General features: G+C 35.2%; 16 protein-coding genes. 13 read left to right on the forward strand and 3 right to left on the reverse strand.

Translation table 11 applies throughout. The features are described from left to right. From Q7P22_RS10140 to cobC, 9 genes are all read left to right on the forward strand, one after another. Positions 1-703: ABC transporter permease (locus Q7P22_RS10140; RefSeq protein WP_303863811.1), on the forward strand; the 703-nt coding region annotated here is incomplete at its 5' end. A 1-nt stretch (position 704) separates the two neighbouring features. Beyond that, on the forward strand, positions 705-3,215 hold the full coding sequence (gene nikC, locus Q7P22_RS14985) for a nickel transporter permease (protein ID WP_369695520.1): 2,511 nt from the start codon (positions 705-707) through the stop codon (positions 3,213-3,215). A gap of 140 nt (positions 3,216-3,355) precedes the next feature. Continuing rightward, positions 3,356-4,147, forward strand: coding sequence for an ABC transporter ATP-binding protein (locus tag Q7P22_RS10155; protein ID WP_113920875.1), 792 nt, complete (start codon positions 3,356-3,358; stop codon positions 4,145-4,147). Then, positions 4,144-4,902: an ABC transporter ATP-binding protein gene (locus Q7P22_RS10160; protein ID WP_113920874.1), complete on the forward strand. Its 759-nt coding sequence runs from the start codon at positions 4,144-4,146 to the stop codon at positions 4,900-4,902. Before Q7P22_RS10155 ends, Q7P22_RS10160 begins: the two co-directional genes overlap by 4 nt. 159 nt (positions 4,903-5,061) lie before the next feature. Further along, a complete protein-coding gene (locus Q7P22_RS10165) occupies positions 5,062-7,347 on the forward strand; it encodes a heavy metal translocating P-type ATPase (RefSeq protein ID WP_369695521.1) in 2,286 nt (761 codons plus the stop codon). Between the two features lie 20 nt (positions 7,348-7,367). After that, positions 7,368-7,595: a heavy-metal-associated domain-containing protein gene (locus tag Q7P22_RS14990; RefSeq protein ID WP_369695522.1), complete on the forward strand. Its 228-nt coding sequence runs from the start codon at positions 7,368-7,370 to the stop codon at positions 7,593-7,595. 32 nt (positions 7,596-7,627) lie between these two features. Continuing rightward, positions 7,628-7,891 carry a metal-sensing transcriptional repressor gene (locus tag Q7P22_RS10170; RefSeq protein WP_303863815.1) on the forward strand — a complete coding sequence of 88 codons (264 nt, stop codon included), beginning with the start codon at positions 7,628-7,630 and terminating at the stop codon, positions 7,889-7,891. A gap of 283 nt (positions 7,892-8,174) precedes the next feature. Next, positions 8,175-9,506, forward strand: a complete 1,332-nt coding sequence (locus Q7P22_RS10175; RefSeq protein WP_303863817.1) for a DVU_1553 family AMP-dependent CoA ligase — start codon at positions 8,175-8,177, stop codon at positions 9,504-9,506. A gap of 23 nt (positions 9,507-9,529) precedes the next feature. Next, on the forward strand, positions 9,530-10,165 hold the full coding sequence (gene cobC, locus Q7P22_RS10180) for an alpha-ribazole phosphatase (RefSeq protein WP_303863819.1): 636 nt from the start codon (positions 9,530-9,532) through the stop codon (positions 10,163-10,165). Between the two features lie 55 nt (positions 10,166-10,220). On the opposite strand, the gene Q7P22_RS10185 is transcribed toward cobC, so the two are convergent. After that, positions 10,221-10,598, reverse strand: coding sequence for a pyridoxamine 5'-phosphate oxidase family protein (locus tag Q7P22_RS10185; protein WP_113920868.1), 378 nt, complete (start codon positions 10,596-10,598; stop codon positions 10,221-10,223). 174 nt (positions 10,599-10,772) lie between these two features. Next, positions 10,773-11,858 (reverse strand): PstS family phosphate ABC transporter substrate-binding protein, encoded by a 1,086-nt coding sequence (locus Q7P22_RS10190; RefSeq protein ID WP_303863822.1) that lies wholly within the window; start codon positions 11,856-11,858, stop codon positions 10,773-10,775. A gap of 373 nt (positions 11,859-12,231) precedes the next feature. Between Q7P22_RS10190 and Q7P22_RS10195 the strand changes: the two genes are divergently transcribed. The 3 genes from Q7P22_RS10195 to Q7P22_RS10205 all read left to right on the forward strand — a co-directional run bounded on the left by Q7P22_RS10195 (position 12,232) and on the right by Q7P22_RS10205 (position 15,998). Further along, the gene (locus Q7P22_RS10195; protein ID WP_303863824.1) at positions 12,232-12,657 is read left to right on the forward strand and encodes a DUF1801 domain-containing protein; all 426 of its coding nucleotides are present in this window, start codon (positions 12,232-12,234) and stop codon (positions 12,655-12,657) included. A 161-nt stretch (positions 12,658-12,818) separates the two neighbouring features. Further along, on the forward strand, positions 12,819-13,559 hold the full coding sequence (locus Q7P22_RS10200) for a Crp/Fnr family transcriptional regulator (RefSeq protein ID WP_303863826.1): 741 nt from the start codon (positions 12,819-12,821) through the stop codon (positions 13,557-13,559). A gap of 378 nt (positions 13,560-13,937) precedes the next feature. Further along, entirely contained in the window at positions 13,938-15,998 is a 2,061-nt protein-coding gene (locus Q7P22_RS10205; RefSeq protein ID WP_303863828.1) for an FAD-dependent oxidoreductase, read from the forward strand. Between the two features lie 82 nt (positions 15,999-16,080). Here Q7P22_RS10205 and Q7P22_RS10210 read toward each other — a convergent pair whose 3' ends face one another. Beyond that, the gene (locus Q7P22_RS10210) at positions 16,081-16,677 is read right to left on the reverse strand and encodes a GerW family sporulation protein (protein WP_303863829.1); all 597 of its coding nucleotides are present in this window, start codon (positions 16,675-16,677) and stop codon (positions 16,081-16,083) included. A gap of 152 nt (positions 16,678-16,829) precedes the next feature. Here Q7P22_RS10210 and Q7P22_RS10215 point away from each other — a divergent pair, with 152 nt between their 5' ends. Next, entirely contained in the window at positions 16,830-17,348 is a 519-nt protein-coding gene (locus Q7P22_RS10215; RefSeq protein ID WP_303863831.1) for an RNA polymerase sigma factor, read from the forward strand. The last annotated feature ends 53 nt before the right edge of the window (positions 17,349-17,401 follow it).

Consider the following 17,401-nt stretch of genomic DNA (forward strand, 5'->3'; position numbering starts at 1 on the left):
TATGGGCGTGTCTTTTGTATCTGGGAGACCGGTATTTGAGACCTTTGTATCTAAATTGCCCTTTACAATCTTACTAACTCTTTCATCCATTATTATTACTATAGCTATTTCCATACCCTTCGGCATTATATCAGCCGTGAAACATAATAGATTTACAGATTATTGTATTCGTTTTTTTACTTTTATTGGAAATTCACTGCCAGGATTTTTTGTATCCCTATTACTAATTTACTTCTTTTCGTTGAAATTAAAGTGGTTGCCTGTAATGGGGAATAATGAATGGAAAAGTCTAGTTCTACCTACACTAACTCTATCGATCTCTATGGCATCAAAATATACGAGACAAGTGAGAACAACAGTTTTAGAAGAATTAGGAAAACCTTATGTTATGGGAGCTAAAGCTAGGGGAGTAAAAGAAAGGACAATTCTCTTTGCTAGTGTGCTAAGGGTATCTATGATTACTTTGGTTACATTATTGTCTTTATCAATTGGTTCGCTCTTGGGAGGTACTGCTATTATCGAATCCATTTTTATGTGGGATGGTGTAGGAAAATTAGCAGTAGATTCCATTATGATGCGTGATTATCCTATGATACAAGCTTATGTTGTGTGGATGGCTATTATTTATGTACTCGTAAATTTAATAACGGATATCTTATACCACTACCTAGACCCAAGAGTTCGACTAAATCAGGAGGAGTAGAATGGGCTTTGTAAAGAAAGATGGAACAAAACAATACAGGACAAAAAAATACAGAGGCCCAGTTAAACTTAAGTTAATGATCTTGATTTGCCTAGCCATGACATTACTACTAGTTGCTCTTTTTGCACATAAGATTGTTCCCTATGATCCCTATGCACAGAATTTGTCTAATGCACTTCAGGCGCCAGGAAAAGAGCATATTTTTGGAACAGATCGATATGGTCGCGATATACTTTCTCGGGTAATAATGGGATCTAGAGCTACTATTTTTTCTTCTTTATTATTATTAGGGATGATTTCGATTTTTGGCACATTAGTAGGAGTCATTTGTGGATATATAGGTGGCAAATTTGATTCTTTTGTTATGCGAATTTCTGATATTTTCTTAGCTTTTCCTGGAATGGTATTTGCCATTGCAGTAGCAGGTGTTTTAGGTGGAGGTATTATGAATGCAGTTATTGCTCTGGCGGTTATTTCTTGGCCTAAATACGCAAGACTGGCAAGAGGACAAGTACTCACTATAAAAAATATGCCTTATGTTCAAGCCGCTATTCTATCTAATAGTAGTTTTGGCAAAATTATTTTTAAGCAAATTCTACCGAATATTTTTGCTCCCATATTAATAACAGCTACATTAGATTTGGGTACAATGATTATGGAACTAGCTGGATTATCCTTTTTAGGTCTTGGAGCAATGCCTCCAATGGCAGAATGGGGGTCAATGATGAGCAATGGGCGCAGCATGATACAAACTTCACCTTGGGTTATATTCGCACCAGGTTTTGCTATTTTTGTTTCCGTAACAATTTTTAATTTACTAGGAGATACCATACGAGATGTTTTAGATCCCAAAAATCATAATGGAACTTCTGATATAAGTTTTCATTCTGCTACGAAGGGTAAATCCTCACTAATTTTCAAATACATGAAAGAGAGAGTTAATAAAATGAAAATAATTAGAAGAATTATGCTCCTATTATTAATTACTATTGTGACAGTAACTTTGTTTACAGGATGTGGACAATCTTCAAATAATGGGGAAGTTAGTGAAAAGCCTCAAAAGATAGTATTTAATTATGGTACAACAGCTTATGGACCTGAAATGGGAAATTCAGGATTAAATCCTCACTCCGATTATTCGGGTTGGTCGTCTGTTCGTTATGGTGTAGGTGAGACCTTGTTTAAATTTAATGAATCCATGCAAATTGAACCTTGGCTTGCTACAGACTATGAGCAGATTGATGAGTATACAGTTAAGATTAATCTTCGAGATGATGTAAACTTTTCAAGTGGTAGAAAAATGGACGGACAAGCTGTAAAGGAATGTCTCGACAATCTTATAGCAGTTCACGATCGTGCTCCAGGTGACTTAAAAATCAAGGAGATCACTGCTGATGGTCAATCTATCACTATCGTTTCTGAAGAAAAAGTACCAGCGCTACTTAATTATTTAAGTGATCCATATGGGGCCATCATCGATATGGAATATGGCGTTACAGAAGATCGTAATGTAGCAGGAACAGGTCCTTATATTGCAGAAAAAGTTTCTGATACTGAAATTAATTTAGTGAAGAATGAAAAATATTGGGGGGGAGAGGTAAAGGTAGATCGTGTAAATGTAAAGGCTATTACAGATGGAGATACCCTTACTATGGCTCTTCAATCAGGAGAAATTGATGCAACTCAGGGGCTACCATATGCGAGCTATTCATTGTTTGAAGATAATAACGATTATAAAATAAGTTCAACCAATACTTCTCGTGCATTTTTTGCACAATTAAACTTTGCTACACCAGCATTACAGGATATTAATGTAAGAAAGGCCATTGCCATGGGTATTGACAAGGAAGGCTTTACGGAAGTGCTTTTAAATGGCAAGGGTTCACCAGCTGTAGGAGTATTCCCATCTAATTTTAAATTTGGAAATGAAGCAGTTAAAGGGCCTACTTATGATGTTGATGCTGCGAAACAGCTATTAGAGGAAGCGAGATGGAAAGACACTAATAATGACGGTTTTGTGGACAAGGGCGGAAAAAATTTGACTATTAGATGGCTTACATATCCAGGACGCCAAGAATTACCACTCTTAGCAGAATCCGTACAGGCAACTCTAAAAGAAATTGGAATAGACGTTAAAGTAAACTCTACTGAGAATCATAGAGATTTTCTTGAATCCGGCAATTGGGATATCTATGCAAGTGCTTTTGTTACAGCTCCAACAGGAGACCCAGAGTACTTTTTTACAACTCACAGCTTAAAATCATCTGCTAAAAATCGAGGTGGCTATTACAATGAGGAACTAGAAAAACAAGCAGGAGAGTTGAGAAACGAATTCAATAAGGATAAGCGTTCCGATTTAGCAGTTCAAATGCAGCAGATTATCCTTGACGATGTGAGCTTTATATTTGCATCTCATCTACAGATGTCCTTTGTAATGAAGTCAAATATAACAGGGTTTGAAGCACATCCTTCAGATTATTATGAAATCACAGCAAACTTAGAGATACAGTAAACGAAGTCCGTGTTTACAGACACCTAATCTCCCACTTAGCTTTCTCCTCCCCTCTGAAAGCTTTAAGTGGGAGTATTCGTATTTATTCATGCAGAATAAATCAAGCAATTAAAAGTATTAGATGCCTTGGAGATGATCAAATGAGAGAAATATTACTTGCTATGAAGAATGTGGAAATCAGCTATAATGCTCGGCCTTATGTAAGGGATATAAGCTTTCAGGTAAAAGAAGGTGAAATCTTAGGAATCGTTGGTGAATCAGGAAGTGGAAAGAGCACGTTGATAAAAGCTGCTATGGGCCTACTGGGACCTACTGGAGCTGTAACAAAAGGTCATGTTTATTATAAAGGTGAAAATATCTTAGATTATAATTCTCAAGAGTTTCAAAATATTCGAGGCTATGAAATGGGAATGATTTTTCAAAATTCTGAAAGTGCTCTTTGCCCAGTTCGTACTATTGGCGATCAATTATATGAAAGTATGAGTCAACACAAAAAGATTACGAAAGAAGAAGCGAAGTCTAAAGGATTAGCGCTTTTAGATAAATTAAACTTTAAGGATGGAAATCGAATTTTAAAAAGTTATCCCTTTGAACTGTCTGGAGGAATGAACCAACGGGTAGGAATAATGATGGGCATGCTTTTAAAGCCATCCCTCCTTTTTGCAGACGAACCAACCTCTGCTTTAGATGTGACCATACAATTGCAGGTAATCCGAGAAATGATGAAAATGCGGGATGAATATGGTACGGCAATCGTGATTGTCAGCCATAATATCGGTGTTATTTCTTATATGGCAGATACCGTTGTAGTAATGAAAGAGGGAAATATTGTTGAATACGGAACGAAAGACCAAATTGTTTTTCATCCCCAAGAAGAGTATACAAAAAATCTTATCGAAGCAGTACCTAGAATCAGGAGGGAAAATGGTTGAATACAATATTGGAATTAAAAGACATAAGTAAAACCTTTACGAAGAAGAATACTCTCCACAAGGCTCTTGATGATGTTTCTTTTACAATGAAAGAAGGAGAATGTTTAGGTATTGTAGGTGAAAGCGGTTCTGGCAAGAGTACTGTAGCTAAAATAATAACCTGTTTAGAAAGACCAGATAATGGAAGTATTTATTTTAAAGGCAAAGACATTACAGGTTTAACACGGAAAGAACGGAAGAAACTGTACAAAAACATGCAATTGATTTTTCAAATGCCTGTAGATTCCTTTAATCCAAGAATTAAACTAGGATCTAGCATTATAGAAGGAATGCTCAATCAAGGAATCTCTAAATCAGATGCAAAGCTGCGGATGTATGGGTTCTTAGATTTGGTTGGTATACCAAGAGAATACGCTTTGAAATATCCACATGAAGTTAGTGGGGGTGAATGCCAAAGGGCAGCCATTGCAAGAGCTATCATGACAAGCCCTGACCTCTTAATTTGTGATGAAGTCACCAGCGCTTTAGATGTAACAGTGCAAAAGCAGATCATTGAATTGTTAGATAAACTAAAAAAAGAACAAAGTATGTCTTATCTTTTTATTAGCCACGATATCGCATTAGTACAGCAGTTTTGTGATAGGGTACTGGTCATGTATCAAGGTCAAATTGTCGAAGAAGGAACAGTCGACCAAGTAATCATGAATCCTAAGGAAGAGTATACGAAGAAGTTAATTGATGCCGTATTGTTGTAGAAGATGAACTTAAAATATATAAAACACACGAGTGATTAAATCCTCGTGTGTTTTGGTATATATATAAAAGTTCTTGACAAAATAAAGTAGGTCATGTAATCTATAATCACAGACACCCCCCTAGGGGTATAGTTATATAAATGATAATGAGGTGAAAATATGAACCAAAAGTTTAATGTAACGGGCATGACTTGTTCCGCTTGTTCGGCAAATGTGGAAAAGACAGTAAAAAAACTGGATGGGGTCAATTCTGTAGAAGTAAATCTACTTTCAAATAGTATGACTGTGGATTATGATGATGTCCATATAGACAAAACAGAAATCATCAAGGCTGTTGAACACGCCGGATATGGAGCTTCTATATTTGTGCGTGGAGCAAGTGCTGAAAATCAAAAAGAAAAGGCTATAAACCCCGTAGAAGAGGAAATAAAAGAAATGAAGCAACGTGTTATTATCTCCTTTGTCTTGCTAATTCCATTAATGTACGTGTCTATGGGGCATATGTTGGGTCTTCCTCAACCAGATTGGCTAATGGGACCTGAAAATGCTATTACCTTTGCGTTTATACAATTCCTGCTAACACTACCTATTGTGTACGTCAATCGCAAGTACTACCGAGTTGGCTTTAAAAGCTTATTTCATGGTACACCTAATATGGATTCACTGATTGCTATAGGCTCAGGAGCAGCATTAGTGTATGGGGTCTATGCTATTTTTAGAATTGGATATGGTTTAGGACATAATGATTTACACTTAGTACATCAATATACTATGGATTTATATTTTGAGTCTGCAGCAATGATCTTAGCGTTGATTACACTTGGTAAATTATTAGAGACGAGAGCTAAAGGAAAGACTTCTGAAGCTATTTCTAAGTTATTAGATCTTGCACCAAAAACAGCAGCTGTTATTCGCGATGGTCAAGAGACTGAAATTCCCGTAGAAGACGTAGTAATAGAGGATATTATAGTAGTAAGACCAGGTCAGAGCATTCCAGTAGATGGAGTGGTTATTGAAGGAAGTACAGCGATAGACCAATCTGCTTTAACAGGAGAGAGTATCCCTGTAGAGAAAAACGTTGGAGATAAGGTCATAGCTGCTACTATAAACAAAACAGGATTTTTCAAATTTAAAGCTGAAAAAGTTGGCGATGACACTACATTAGCACAGATTATTGAACTAGTAGAAGATGCAAGTTCATCTAAAGCACCTATTTCAAAATTGGCGGATAAGATTAGTGGAATCTTCGTTCCTGTAGTAATTGCTATAGCTATTGTAGCCACTATTGTGTGGTTACTTTTAGGGCAATCCTTTGAATTTGCCTTGTCTATAGGGATTTCCATATTAGTCATATCTTGTCCATGTGCTTTAGGTTTAGCCACACCAGTTGCCATTATGGTTGGAACAGGTAAAGGTGCATCAAATGGAATATTGATTAAATCTGCAGAATCTTTAGAAATTCTTCACACAATTAATACGGTTGTATTAGATAAAACAGGCACCATTACAGAAGGTAAGCCAGTGGTTACGGATATTATAACTATGAATGAAGAAACAGAAAAAAATCTACTGCAAATTGCAGCATCACTAGAAAAACCTTCAGAACATCCCCTAGCTGAAGCCATTGTTGAAAGGTCAAAAGAAGAGGGCATACTAGCAAAAGATGTTACTGAATTTGAGGCCATTTCTGGAAGAGGTATCGTTGGTAAAATTGATGAAAAAGAGTATATTGCAGGTAATTTAGCCTTAATGAGAGAGAAAAATATAGATGTAAGCACCTTCCAAGAGACCTCAGATAGCTTTGCTATGGAGGGTAAGACTCCTTTGTACTTTGCAGATAGTCAAATGCTTTTAGGAATTATTGCTGTAGCAGATGTAGTCAAACCTACAAGCCGTGATGCCATTGAGCAATTTAAAGCTATGGGAATTGACGTAGTAATGCTTACAGGTGATAATCAAAAAACAGCAGAAGCTATTAAAAATCAATTGCACATCGACCGAGTAGTTGCAGAAGTATTACCACAAGACAAAGAAAGAGAAATAAGAAGCATACAAGAAAATGGAAAAAAAGTTGCAATGGTCGGGGATGGAATCAACGATGCTCCTGCTTTGGCGAGAGCAGATGTAGGTGTTGCTATTGGAGCAGGTACAGATATTGCGATTGAATCAGCAGACATTGTACTAATGAAAAGCGACTTACTAGATGCAGTTACAGCTGTTCAATTAAGTAAAGCTACTATTAAAAACATCAAAGAAAATCTATTTTGGGCATTCTTCTACAATACCTTAGGAATACCACTAGCAGCAGGAGTGTTCTATACAGCCTTAGGTTGGAAGCTAAACCCAATGTTTGGGGCAGCGGCAATGAGTGTGAGTTCTGTATTTGTTGTATCAAATGCCTTAAGATTAAAATTATTTAAACCAAAACACGTAAATGTAAAATAAATAAATAGGAGAGGTAAATTATGAAAAAGATTATAGAGATTAAGGGAATGAGTTGCGAACATTGTGTTGCAAGAGCCACAAAAGCATTAAATAGCATAGATGGCGTAGAGGCAAAAGTAAACCTTAAAAAGAATAATGCGGTGGTACAACTAGCAAAAAATGTAGAGGATCAAGTATTTAAGGATGCATTAGAAGAAGTAAACTTAGAGGCTGTTTCTATTAAAGAAAAGAAGGGTTTATTTGGCTAAAAACATTAACAAACTAAAAAAGGAGAACAAATATGAAATCTGACAAAACAAAAGTGACTCGTCTTTTAAAAACTGCAAGAGGTCAGATAGATGGAATCTTAAAGATGGTTGAAGAAGACCGATATTGTATTGATATCTCTAATCAGCTGATGGCAGCGCAAGCTATTTTGCGAAATATCAACAGAGAAGTCCTTCACGACCACTTAGGAAGTTGTGTACAGGAAGCCTTTGAAACAGGCGAGCAACGTGAGAAAATTGAAGAGATTATGACCATTATTGACAAATTGACGAAATAATTGACTACTGCCTAGACAATACAATATTTAGAATAAATTAGACATCTAAAACAGCTTAGAGAGCCATTTTCTAAGCTGTTTTTTTGATTTAATCGTATCATAAAAAACATAGAAAATGAGTACCGTATTTAGTAAATTATATCTATTTTTATATACAGTAAAATAAGTAAGTATTATAGTATGTAAGTTATAAACACAATGACTTTGGTTACATATTGTGGTAAAATTATCAATAAATGCGTAGTAGAATGGTAAGAGGGAAATCTTTATACAGGAGGAAATCATGAAAAGAACATCTTTAGATAGTTGGATTAAAGAGAAGATTGGGCAAGTTTCAAAAGAGGAACTAAAGATTGAAGACCTTGAATCTTATCAGTTAAAAAAATTACGAGACACACTACAGTACGTCAAGGAAAAAAGTAAGTTTTACAATAAATTGCTCAAAGATGTAAATCTAGAGGAAATATCTAGCTTAAACGATATATCTACTCTTCCATTTACAACATCAGAAGATATTAAAGAGCAAGGAACTCGTTTTATATGCGTATCTCAAAATGAGATAAATCGTATTGTTACACTACAAACCTCTGGAACCACATCCCAGCCAAAGAGAATTTTTTTTACAAAAGAAGATCAGGATTTAACAATAGATTTTTTTCATAATGGAATGGCGACTTTAGTAGAGCCAGGAGATAAAGTACTAATCCTTATGCCGGGACAGAAACCTGGAAGCGTAGGAGATTTGTTAAAAAAGGGTTTAGAACGATTAGGAGTAGAAAGCTACATATACGGTCCAGTAGATAATGTAAATGAGGTACTTAAAATTATAACCGAAAAAAATATAAACTCTCTTGTAGGTCTTCCTCAGCAAGTTTTTGCTTTAGCGAAATACTACAAATATAATAAAAATACAGACCCTATTTCTCTTAAAAGTATTTTATTAAGTGCAGATTACGTACCAAATTCAATCATAGATGAGTTGAAAAAGGTGTGGAATTGTCAGGTATATGAACACTATGGCATGACTGAAATGGGACTAGGTGGTGGAGTAGCTTGCGATGCCTTTGAGGGTTATCATGTAAGAGAAGCAGATTTATACTTTGAAGTCGTAGATCCTACAACAAGACTTCCTGTGCCAAATGGACAATATGGAGAAGTAGTATTTACTACGCTTACAAGAAAGGGTATGCCCCTGATTCGCTATCTTACAGGAGATATTAGTAGAATAATAGAAGAACCTTGCCCTTGTGGCTCCCCTTTAAAGAGATTAGATAAAGTTTTGTACCGAATAGAGGAATGCATAAAATTAGAAAGTGAAAAGATTCTGACGATTACTCAACTAGATGAAATTTTGTTTTCTATTGAAGAGGTTATTAATTACGATGCTTATTTAACAAAATTAGGAAACAAAGAGTGCTTAAGCATTAATATAAGTTCCCCATTTTCTACAGGCGACTGCTTAAACAATGCGATTTCTAATAAACTGTTATCTTCAGCAACCTTTGGAGAACGGATTGAAAAGAAAAAACTTGTTTTAGATATTAAGAATAAATTTATAAGCCTTGACCAGTCTGATGGTATGCACAAAAGGAAGGTAAAGGATTTGAGGGGTTAGAATCTGTGAAGGAGAAATTTCATATGGAAAGAAGAGTTTACCTTGCTAGACATGGGGCTTTAAATATTTTACAGGATAAAAAAACATACATAGGCCAACTAGATATAAAATTAAATGAAAAGGGGATAAATCAAGCAGAAAGACTAGCTCTTATTTTTAAAGACATGCTCTTTACCAAGATTTATTGTAGTGATTTATTAAGAACAAAGACCACGGCTAAAATCATCGCAGAAGGCCATAATATGAAACCTATCATTGTAAAAAATCTCAATGAAATTCATTTAGGCGATTGGGAAGGTTTATGTTTTGAAGAAGTAAAAAAGAACTATCCACAAGAATTTGACAAACGGGGAAAGGATATTATCAATTACTGTATACCAGGTGGAGAAAGTTTTTTAGAATGCAGCAGTAGAGTCATGAAAGCTTTTAATGAAATCATATCAAGTACCCAAGGTAATCTTCTAATTGTAGCCCATGCAGGTGTAAATCGCATGATCTTATGCAATATATTAAATATCCCCTTAGAACAACTCTTTACTATTCCACAGGAATATGGTTGCTACAATATTATTCTTCAAAGAGAAGGGAAATTATCAGTAGAAGAAATAAACAAAACATGTTCATCGACAAAAACAAATCTATGTAGTAATTCCTTTTAAAAGCAAATACCTCGCCTTAAAAGCGAGGTGTTTTAATCTTACACTTTGAAATTCTTTAGATGGTTTGAGTAGTACTTTCAACAGTTATTTCTAAAGCAGCTCTTGCCCATTCAAATTTTTCTTTCGTCAGATCAAAATTAGCACCGCTCTTTATAAAATTTCCAGTTCCAGTAATTAAAAAACCTGTGCCTTTGTACATTTTTCCTTGAACTTCTCGACTTCCAATAGTTAATTTGATTTTAGAATTTGCTTCAATATTCTTTTCGGTTTTAGACATCCCAGCAGAGGGAATTAAGAGTTTATCGTCTTCGGTTACATAGATATAGCTGTTCCATGTATTTACCACATGAGGTTCATCTTTACCCTGTGTAACAATAGCCACTATGCCGTCAGATGGGTGAGATAGGACCTCTAGTAATTTTTCGTTTAGCATATTCAGGACTCCTTCTATTATAAACGATTAAGCAATCTCTTTTGCTATTTATGAGCGTCTACAATAGTATATGCTTTTTGGTACATTTCAATCAGCTAAAAGTACCCTTTTAATTTAGTAGTACATTACATGAATAATGAGAAGAATGGAGCGAATAAAGCTATCTTTTATAAATCATCTCATAGGAATATAGCCTGCTTGTTCGATGGATCTTTGACCTTCTTCACTGAGTATCCATTCTAAGAATTGTCCTGCTGTACCCTCTTTATCGTCACTTCTTATAACACCATAATAATTGGTAGTAAAGGGGTAAGAACCATTTTTTAGATTATCTGATTGGGAAGAAATATTGTTTATTTTTAATACTTTGATATCCTCATTTTTGTACAAAGTATTAATATAATACTGATAAGTATACCCAATACTTGATTTGTTGTTTTCATATTCTCCAACGACTTCTACTAATTCTCCCATCCCTTGGATCACTTTAATTTTATTAGGTGGGAGCATTGTTTTTCCTTTCATGACTAGATTTTCCATGGCCGTTTGGCTCCCAGAGTTTTGCTCTCTTTGATAAGCAGCAATTTTTTCGTCATTACCGCCTACTTGACTCCAGTTGGTAATCTCACCAGAATAGATGCCTTGAATTTGTTCTACAGTCAAACTTTCTATAGGATTATCCTTATGAGTAATAAAAACAAAAGCATCATAACATATAGGGCGAGTAATCAATTGGATATTGTTTTCTTGGGCGAGTTGTAATTCATCCTGAGAAGGTTCTGTAGCCAAAATCAAATCTACAGGGTGATTTTCTTCCATAAATGTATTCGTAGAACGAATCATGCCTAAATGATTTGGCGTAGATAAAATTAAATTTTCGTAGGCTATGTGGGTTGTATTAAAGGCCACAAAATCATTTGCGTCTTGATCAGACAAACCTAAGTGCTGTCTCGCAAATTCGATTGCCATAGGAACAGCAACAGTTGAACCATCTAAACTAGGATACGTTCCATACTTTATTTCGTAGTATTTTTCTTCCTCATCATTTGTGCTCCAACTTCCTTTTACCTTTCTTTCTCCTAATTGAAACGAGCTATTGTCTACGAATTGACGCCAGTTTTGATCTCTTTTGACAATCTGATTGATTTGTGACCAGGAACCCGTTCGATCAGGTTCACCAGTGTATTTTTTCGAATAGTTTACGTATAAGACAATTGCGATGACAATTAGAATTACAAAAATAAGTAGCTTTTTTTTCATGACAATTCTCCTTTAATATTAGTGAGACCGTTATTGAAATCTTTTAATATTTTACATTATTATATCAATTTGTGTATTTTAATACAATGGATGATAAATTATTCTAGAATGCTAAGAGAGGTTTGTTTTTCGTTAAGGGAGTGTATATCGATCATTCTAAGAAAATTAAATGATTTTTAAAAAAATAAATTAAGCATCCTTAAGATGCTTAATTATCCACTACAGTAAAATAAATAAGTTCCAGTAAAAGATTATTTTTAACTTAATAGACCTATACTCAAAGATCTGAAGGTGAATAATAGAATGAGATTATAAAGGTGTTTGAATTTTGCAATATTATCCTATATATATGTATGAAAGGTGGGATTTTGATATGTATAAACTTAAAACAAAAGAAAATGACAATAATGTCAAAGAATTTATAGAAAAGGTTGAAAATGCAAAAAAGAGAGAAGATGCGTATAGATTACTAGACATATTTACAGAAGCTACAGGATTAGAGGCCAAAATGTGGGGCGATAGTATGATCGGATTTGGGTCATACCACTATAAATATACTTCAGGACATGAGGGGGATGCCATGTTAGTAGGATTTTCACCACGTAAAGCAAAGTTTAGTTTGTATTTAGCACTAGAAGATGAAGAGATTGAAGAGCAAATAAAAGATCTAGGTAAGTTTACTGCTGGGAAAGCGTGTGTGTATGTCAATAAATTATCGGATATCAATATTGAAGTGTTAAGGAAGTTAATAAAAAGAACTGTATATGTGACAAAAGAAAGGTATCCAGAAAATATATAAGAATATAGCTATACATATATTTTTTAGTGGAATTTAGAGGTGGGAGTGATACTTAATTTATTTGTATTAAGAGACAAGAGAAATTGAATCCTAGTATATAAAAAGAATTTGGAAAAAATCTTTCTTTAAAGTAGAATGAGAGTAAAGGGAAGGAGGATATAATGCAAAAAAAGGAAAGTGTTTCTTGCCACTCAGAAAAAAAAGAATCGTCAAATTGCAATCACCATTGTAATGGAGGGGAGATGCACGAATCTTGTGTTTCTTTAGTTCCTATTTTCAATCATTTAGATGGAGAACAAATGAACGTAATCTCAAAGGTGATTCGCTCAAACTCATATAAAAAAGGTGAAATCATCTATAAACCGGGAGATAAATCCGATTCCCTTTACATCGTAAGTAAAGGTAAAATTAAGATTTACCGCTTATCCGAAATGGGAAAAGAGCAACTGGTGCGCATTTTAACTGCAGGAGATTTTACAGGAGAGTTAGCAGTGTTTAGTGAATCCATTCACGAATCATATGCTGAAGCTATGAAGGACACGGAAGTTTGTATGATTACTCGGACAGATTTACAAGAACTTTTACGAAAGTTTCCTTCTATTTCATTAAAGCTATTATCGGAATTTTCAAAGCGTTTAGAGGATTCCGAAAAACAAACTACTCGAATTTCTACAGAAAAAGTGGATACAAGAATCGCTCAGTTTTTAATGGAATGCGTAGAAGATCAACAGGAAGGGACTGAATTCGCTTTACCTATGAGTAAAAAAGATTTAGCATCTTATTTAGGAACGACTCCAGAGACCATTAGCAGAAAGCTAACAGAGTTTGAAGAACTAAGGTATATTAAGCAAAAGGGAAGAAAGATAAAGATACTAGACAATGAAGGTTTACTACTTGTTTAGATAATCTATAATAATTATAAACAATATCACAATTTTTAATGGTTGTGGTATTGTTTTATTTAGTAAGAGAATTCTACTTTTAGACTTAACCACTATTTAAGTTATCTTTATATGCAGTTAAATTTTGACTTGTAGGACCGAATGCTAATAGTTAGTAGCTAAACGCCAAAATGCGGTCATTTTTTTTGTATAGAAAGAGGAGTAGAGTTTTATTAATTAAAGTTAATTGAGTATTTTAGAATAAATATGGGTATGTACATATATAGTAGATAATTTGTATGAAGTATCTATACTGGCCATATAGCTTGTGCAAATGTCTAGAATAATAGGTAAGTTTATTATCGTATATTATATTACAGAATGGAGAGGAGTTACACCATGAAACAATGGAAGTGCTTAGTATGCGGTTATGTACATGTAGGAGATAATCCTCCTGAAGAATGCCCTATCTGTGGAGCGTTAGCAAATCAATTTGAATTAATGGAAAAAGCTCAAGATATTCAAAGTGAAAAGAAGTCACCTAGGTGGCGTTGTAAAGTATGTGGTTATATACACGAAGGAGCAGAGCCCCCTGAAGAATGCCCAGTTTGTGGCGCAAAATCAGATATGTTTGAAGAGGTTGAAACGGAAAATACAGAAAGATATGAGAAGCTTAATGCTTATGGCCCTAATGGAAAAAAACTTTGGCAATGCACTGTCTGTTTGTATATTTACGAAGGAGATGAGCCTCCTCTTCTTTGCCCTCGTTGCTGGGCACCACAAGACATTTTTGTTGACTTGACGAATCCCAAACCCATTCCAGATCCCAATAAACCCAATACGACAGATGAAACGGAAGCAGATGTATTAGTTGTAGGAACTGGTGCGGCAGCATTTGCAGCAGCAATAACAGCAGCAAATGAGGGGAATTCCGTTATCATGTTAGAAAAAAGCGGTATTATCGGTGGGACGACGAGGCGTTCAGGTGGTGGTTTCTGGACCCCTATGAACCGTCATCAAAAAGCTAAGGGAATAAAGGATAATAAAGAAGATGCAATCCGTTATATGTGCCGTCAGTCCTATCCTGAGCTTTATAATGAGAATGCTAAATATCATGGTCTACCTGAGCATAAGTATAGTTTAATAGAAGCGTTTTGTGAAAATGGAAATACTGCCATCGAGTTCTTAGAGAGACTAGGCGTATTTGAGTCTACAGAAGAAATAAACTGGCTAGGTAAGAATCCTGTTGATTACCAAAGCAATTTACCTGAGAACAAGGGAATTCGTGGAAGAATTTTGTATCCGAAGAACGATGAAGGCAATATGGGTTTTGGCGTTGTGCTTATTGAGAGATTTAAAAAATATGCCAAGGGACATGGGATACCTGTAAACACTCATCATGAAGTTACCAAAATTCGCAGAAATCATGATGGCGTTGTCTATGGCGTCGAAGTGAAAGCAGGCAAAGAAATAAAGACGTACAAAGCTAGAAAAGCAGTCATTTTTGGTACAGGTGGATACACACATAATGACGATATGATGCGCAATTTTCAGCGTGGTCCTATCTATGGTGGATGTGCTGCTCCAGAATGTACAGGTGATTTTGTACCCATGGCCTCTCAAGTTGGAGCTAAAATTGGCAATATGCAAGGCGCCTTTCGAGCACAATGTTTGCTAGAAAATAAGCTGGATAATCCCAATGCAGCCAACAACTGTTTTTTTATTGCTGGTGACAGCGTTTTTGAAGTAAACAAATATGGAAAGCGAGTTGTCAACGAAAAGAGAAATTACAATGACCGTGGAATGGTGCATTTTGCTTGGGATCAAAACAAAGCTGAGTGGACGAACCAACTTTTGTTTCTTATTGCTGATAAGAGAGCTGTGGAACTATGGGAAGGTTTTCCACCTTATGTTAGCTCTGGAATAGACTTAAAGTATCTTATAGAGGGAGACACTTTAGAGGATCTTGCACGGAAAATCAGAGAACGTGTGGAAAACTTGGCACCTAATATAGGAAGTTTCAGATTGGATGAGACCTTTGGGGAAGGATTAAAGGAAACCTTCTCGCGCTTTAATGAATTTGCAAGGACAGGTAAGGATCTTGATTTTCACCGAGGAGATTATGATTACGACCGAGAATGGGGCTCTATCAAGCCTACAAAACCAGGTGTAAACTGGCCTGAAGACATGAATAAAAATTACACTATGTATCCTCTTTCAGAGGAAGGGCCTTATTTTGCAGCAATTCTGGGCTCTAGTACACTCGACACGAATGGAGGCCCTGTAGTAAATGCGAATGCTCAAGTTCTTGACTGGAACAATGAACCTATTGAAGGACTTTATGGAGCAGGCAACTGTATAGCAGCGCCAAGTGCAAATGCATATTGGGGTGGTGGTGGTACTATTGGACCAGCCATAGCTTACGGTTATATAGCGGCGAGACATGTATCACAAAAATAAAAATAAATAATCAAATTTTTAAAGGGGCTATCGAGTAATAGCCCCTTTCTTTTGCCTAAATGAATAGGTATAAATTGTATCTTTATTTTTGGGTGTTTTGTCCCTGATTTTGGCTAGACTGTCCTTGCTGTGGTTGCTGTCCTTGTTGGGCCTGTTGACCTTGTTTTCCTTGGCCCATGCTTGAAACCATTTGTGGAATTTTATCCATAAGTTGACTTGTAGAGGCACTATTTACTGGAATCATAGATACCTTGTCTTTATCAATCATAAGAACGGCATCAGTGCAAAGTTTTGCTCCTAAACCGAGAGCACCACCTGACATTTTTCCTGATACAGATGAAGGTATAGGCTGAGTCTTACTAGCGATGTTACCACTACCATATCCAAGGGTGACCGAAACAATAGGCATAAAGGTTTTATTTTCGTGAACAATTGGTTTTCCAATAAGACCTTGATTTAGTTTATTAAATAGATACAGTTTTAAGTAAATATCTAGGTCTTCAATGGTAATAAAAGCTTTGAAAAAAGGTTCCAACCAAACTAAATCTATATTAATATTGCTTTCATTTGAGTGATATTTTAATCTAATATGCAATACGATTTTGAATAGCAAGATGATGATGAATACTAAAGATGATGCAATTAAGATCAATAGGATTTTTATGAATATCACCTCCATTTCAAGTACATGAATCTTTTAAAAATTTGTATTCTTTTGTACATTAAGTAGTATTTGTTATTCAGGCTAAAAAAATCATAAAAGATAATGGGAAATAAAAAATGAACTTTTTTGATGGGCGAAAGCTCTAAGGTATGTAAGGTGGTGATAAGGTGGATATTAATGGACTTGTAGGGCAAGCAAAGGAAGGAAACAAAGATGCACTAGTTCAATTGATTATGGTACAAAAAGATTCATATTACAGATTAGCTTATGTATATACTCAAAATAAAGAGGATGCAATGGATGCAATGCAGGAGATGATTTTGCTTGTTTATCAAAAAATAGACCAATTAAAAAACAATGACTCTTTTTATACATGGAGTAAAACGATTCTAGTCAATATTGTAAAACGAAGACACAAGAAAAATAGAAAGGTCATCTCTATAGAAGAAATAAAAGCTGAAACAATTGACGCGTATAATAGTGAAAATAGATTGGACTTAGAAATGTATTTAAATAAATTAAGCTATAAGCATCAAGAGGTAATACGACTTAGGTATTTTCTTGATTTAGATTATAAGACAATATCTCAATTATTAAAAATACCACTTGGGACAGTAAAATCTAGAATAAATGTAGGAATAAAGATATTGAAAGAGTCATTTGGAGGTGATTATTATGGTGAATAAGCTCGATAAAATACTACAGGAAGAAAGATCGGAAGAGCACACGTCTGAACTCC

The sequence above is a fragment of the Alkalibaculum bacchi genome, from assembly GCF_937875145.1.
Classification (GTDB): Bacteria; Bacillota; Clostridia; order Eubacteriales; family Alkalibacteraceae; genus Alkalibaculum; species Alkalibaculum bacchi_A.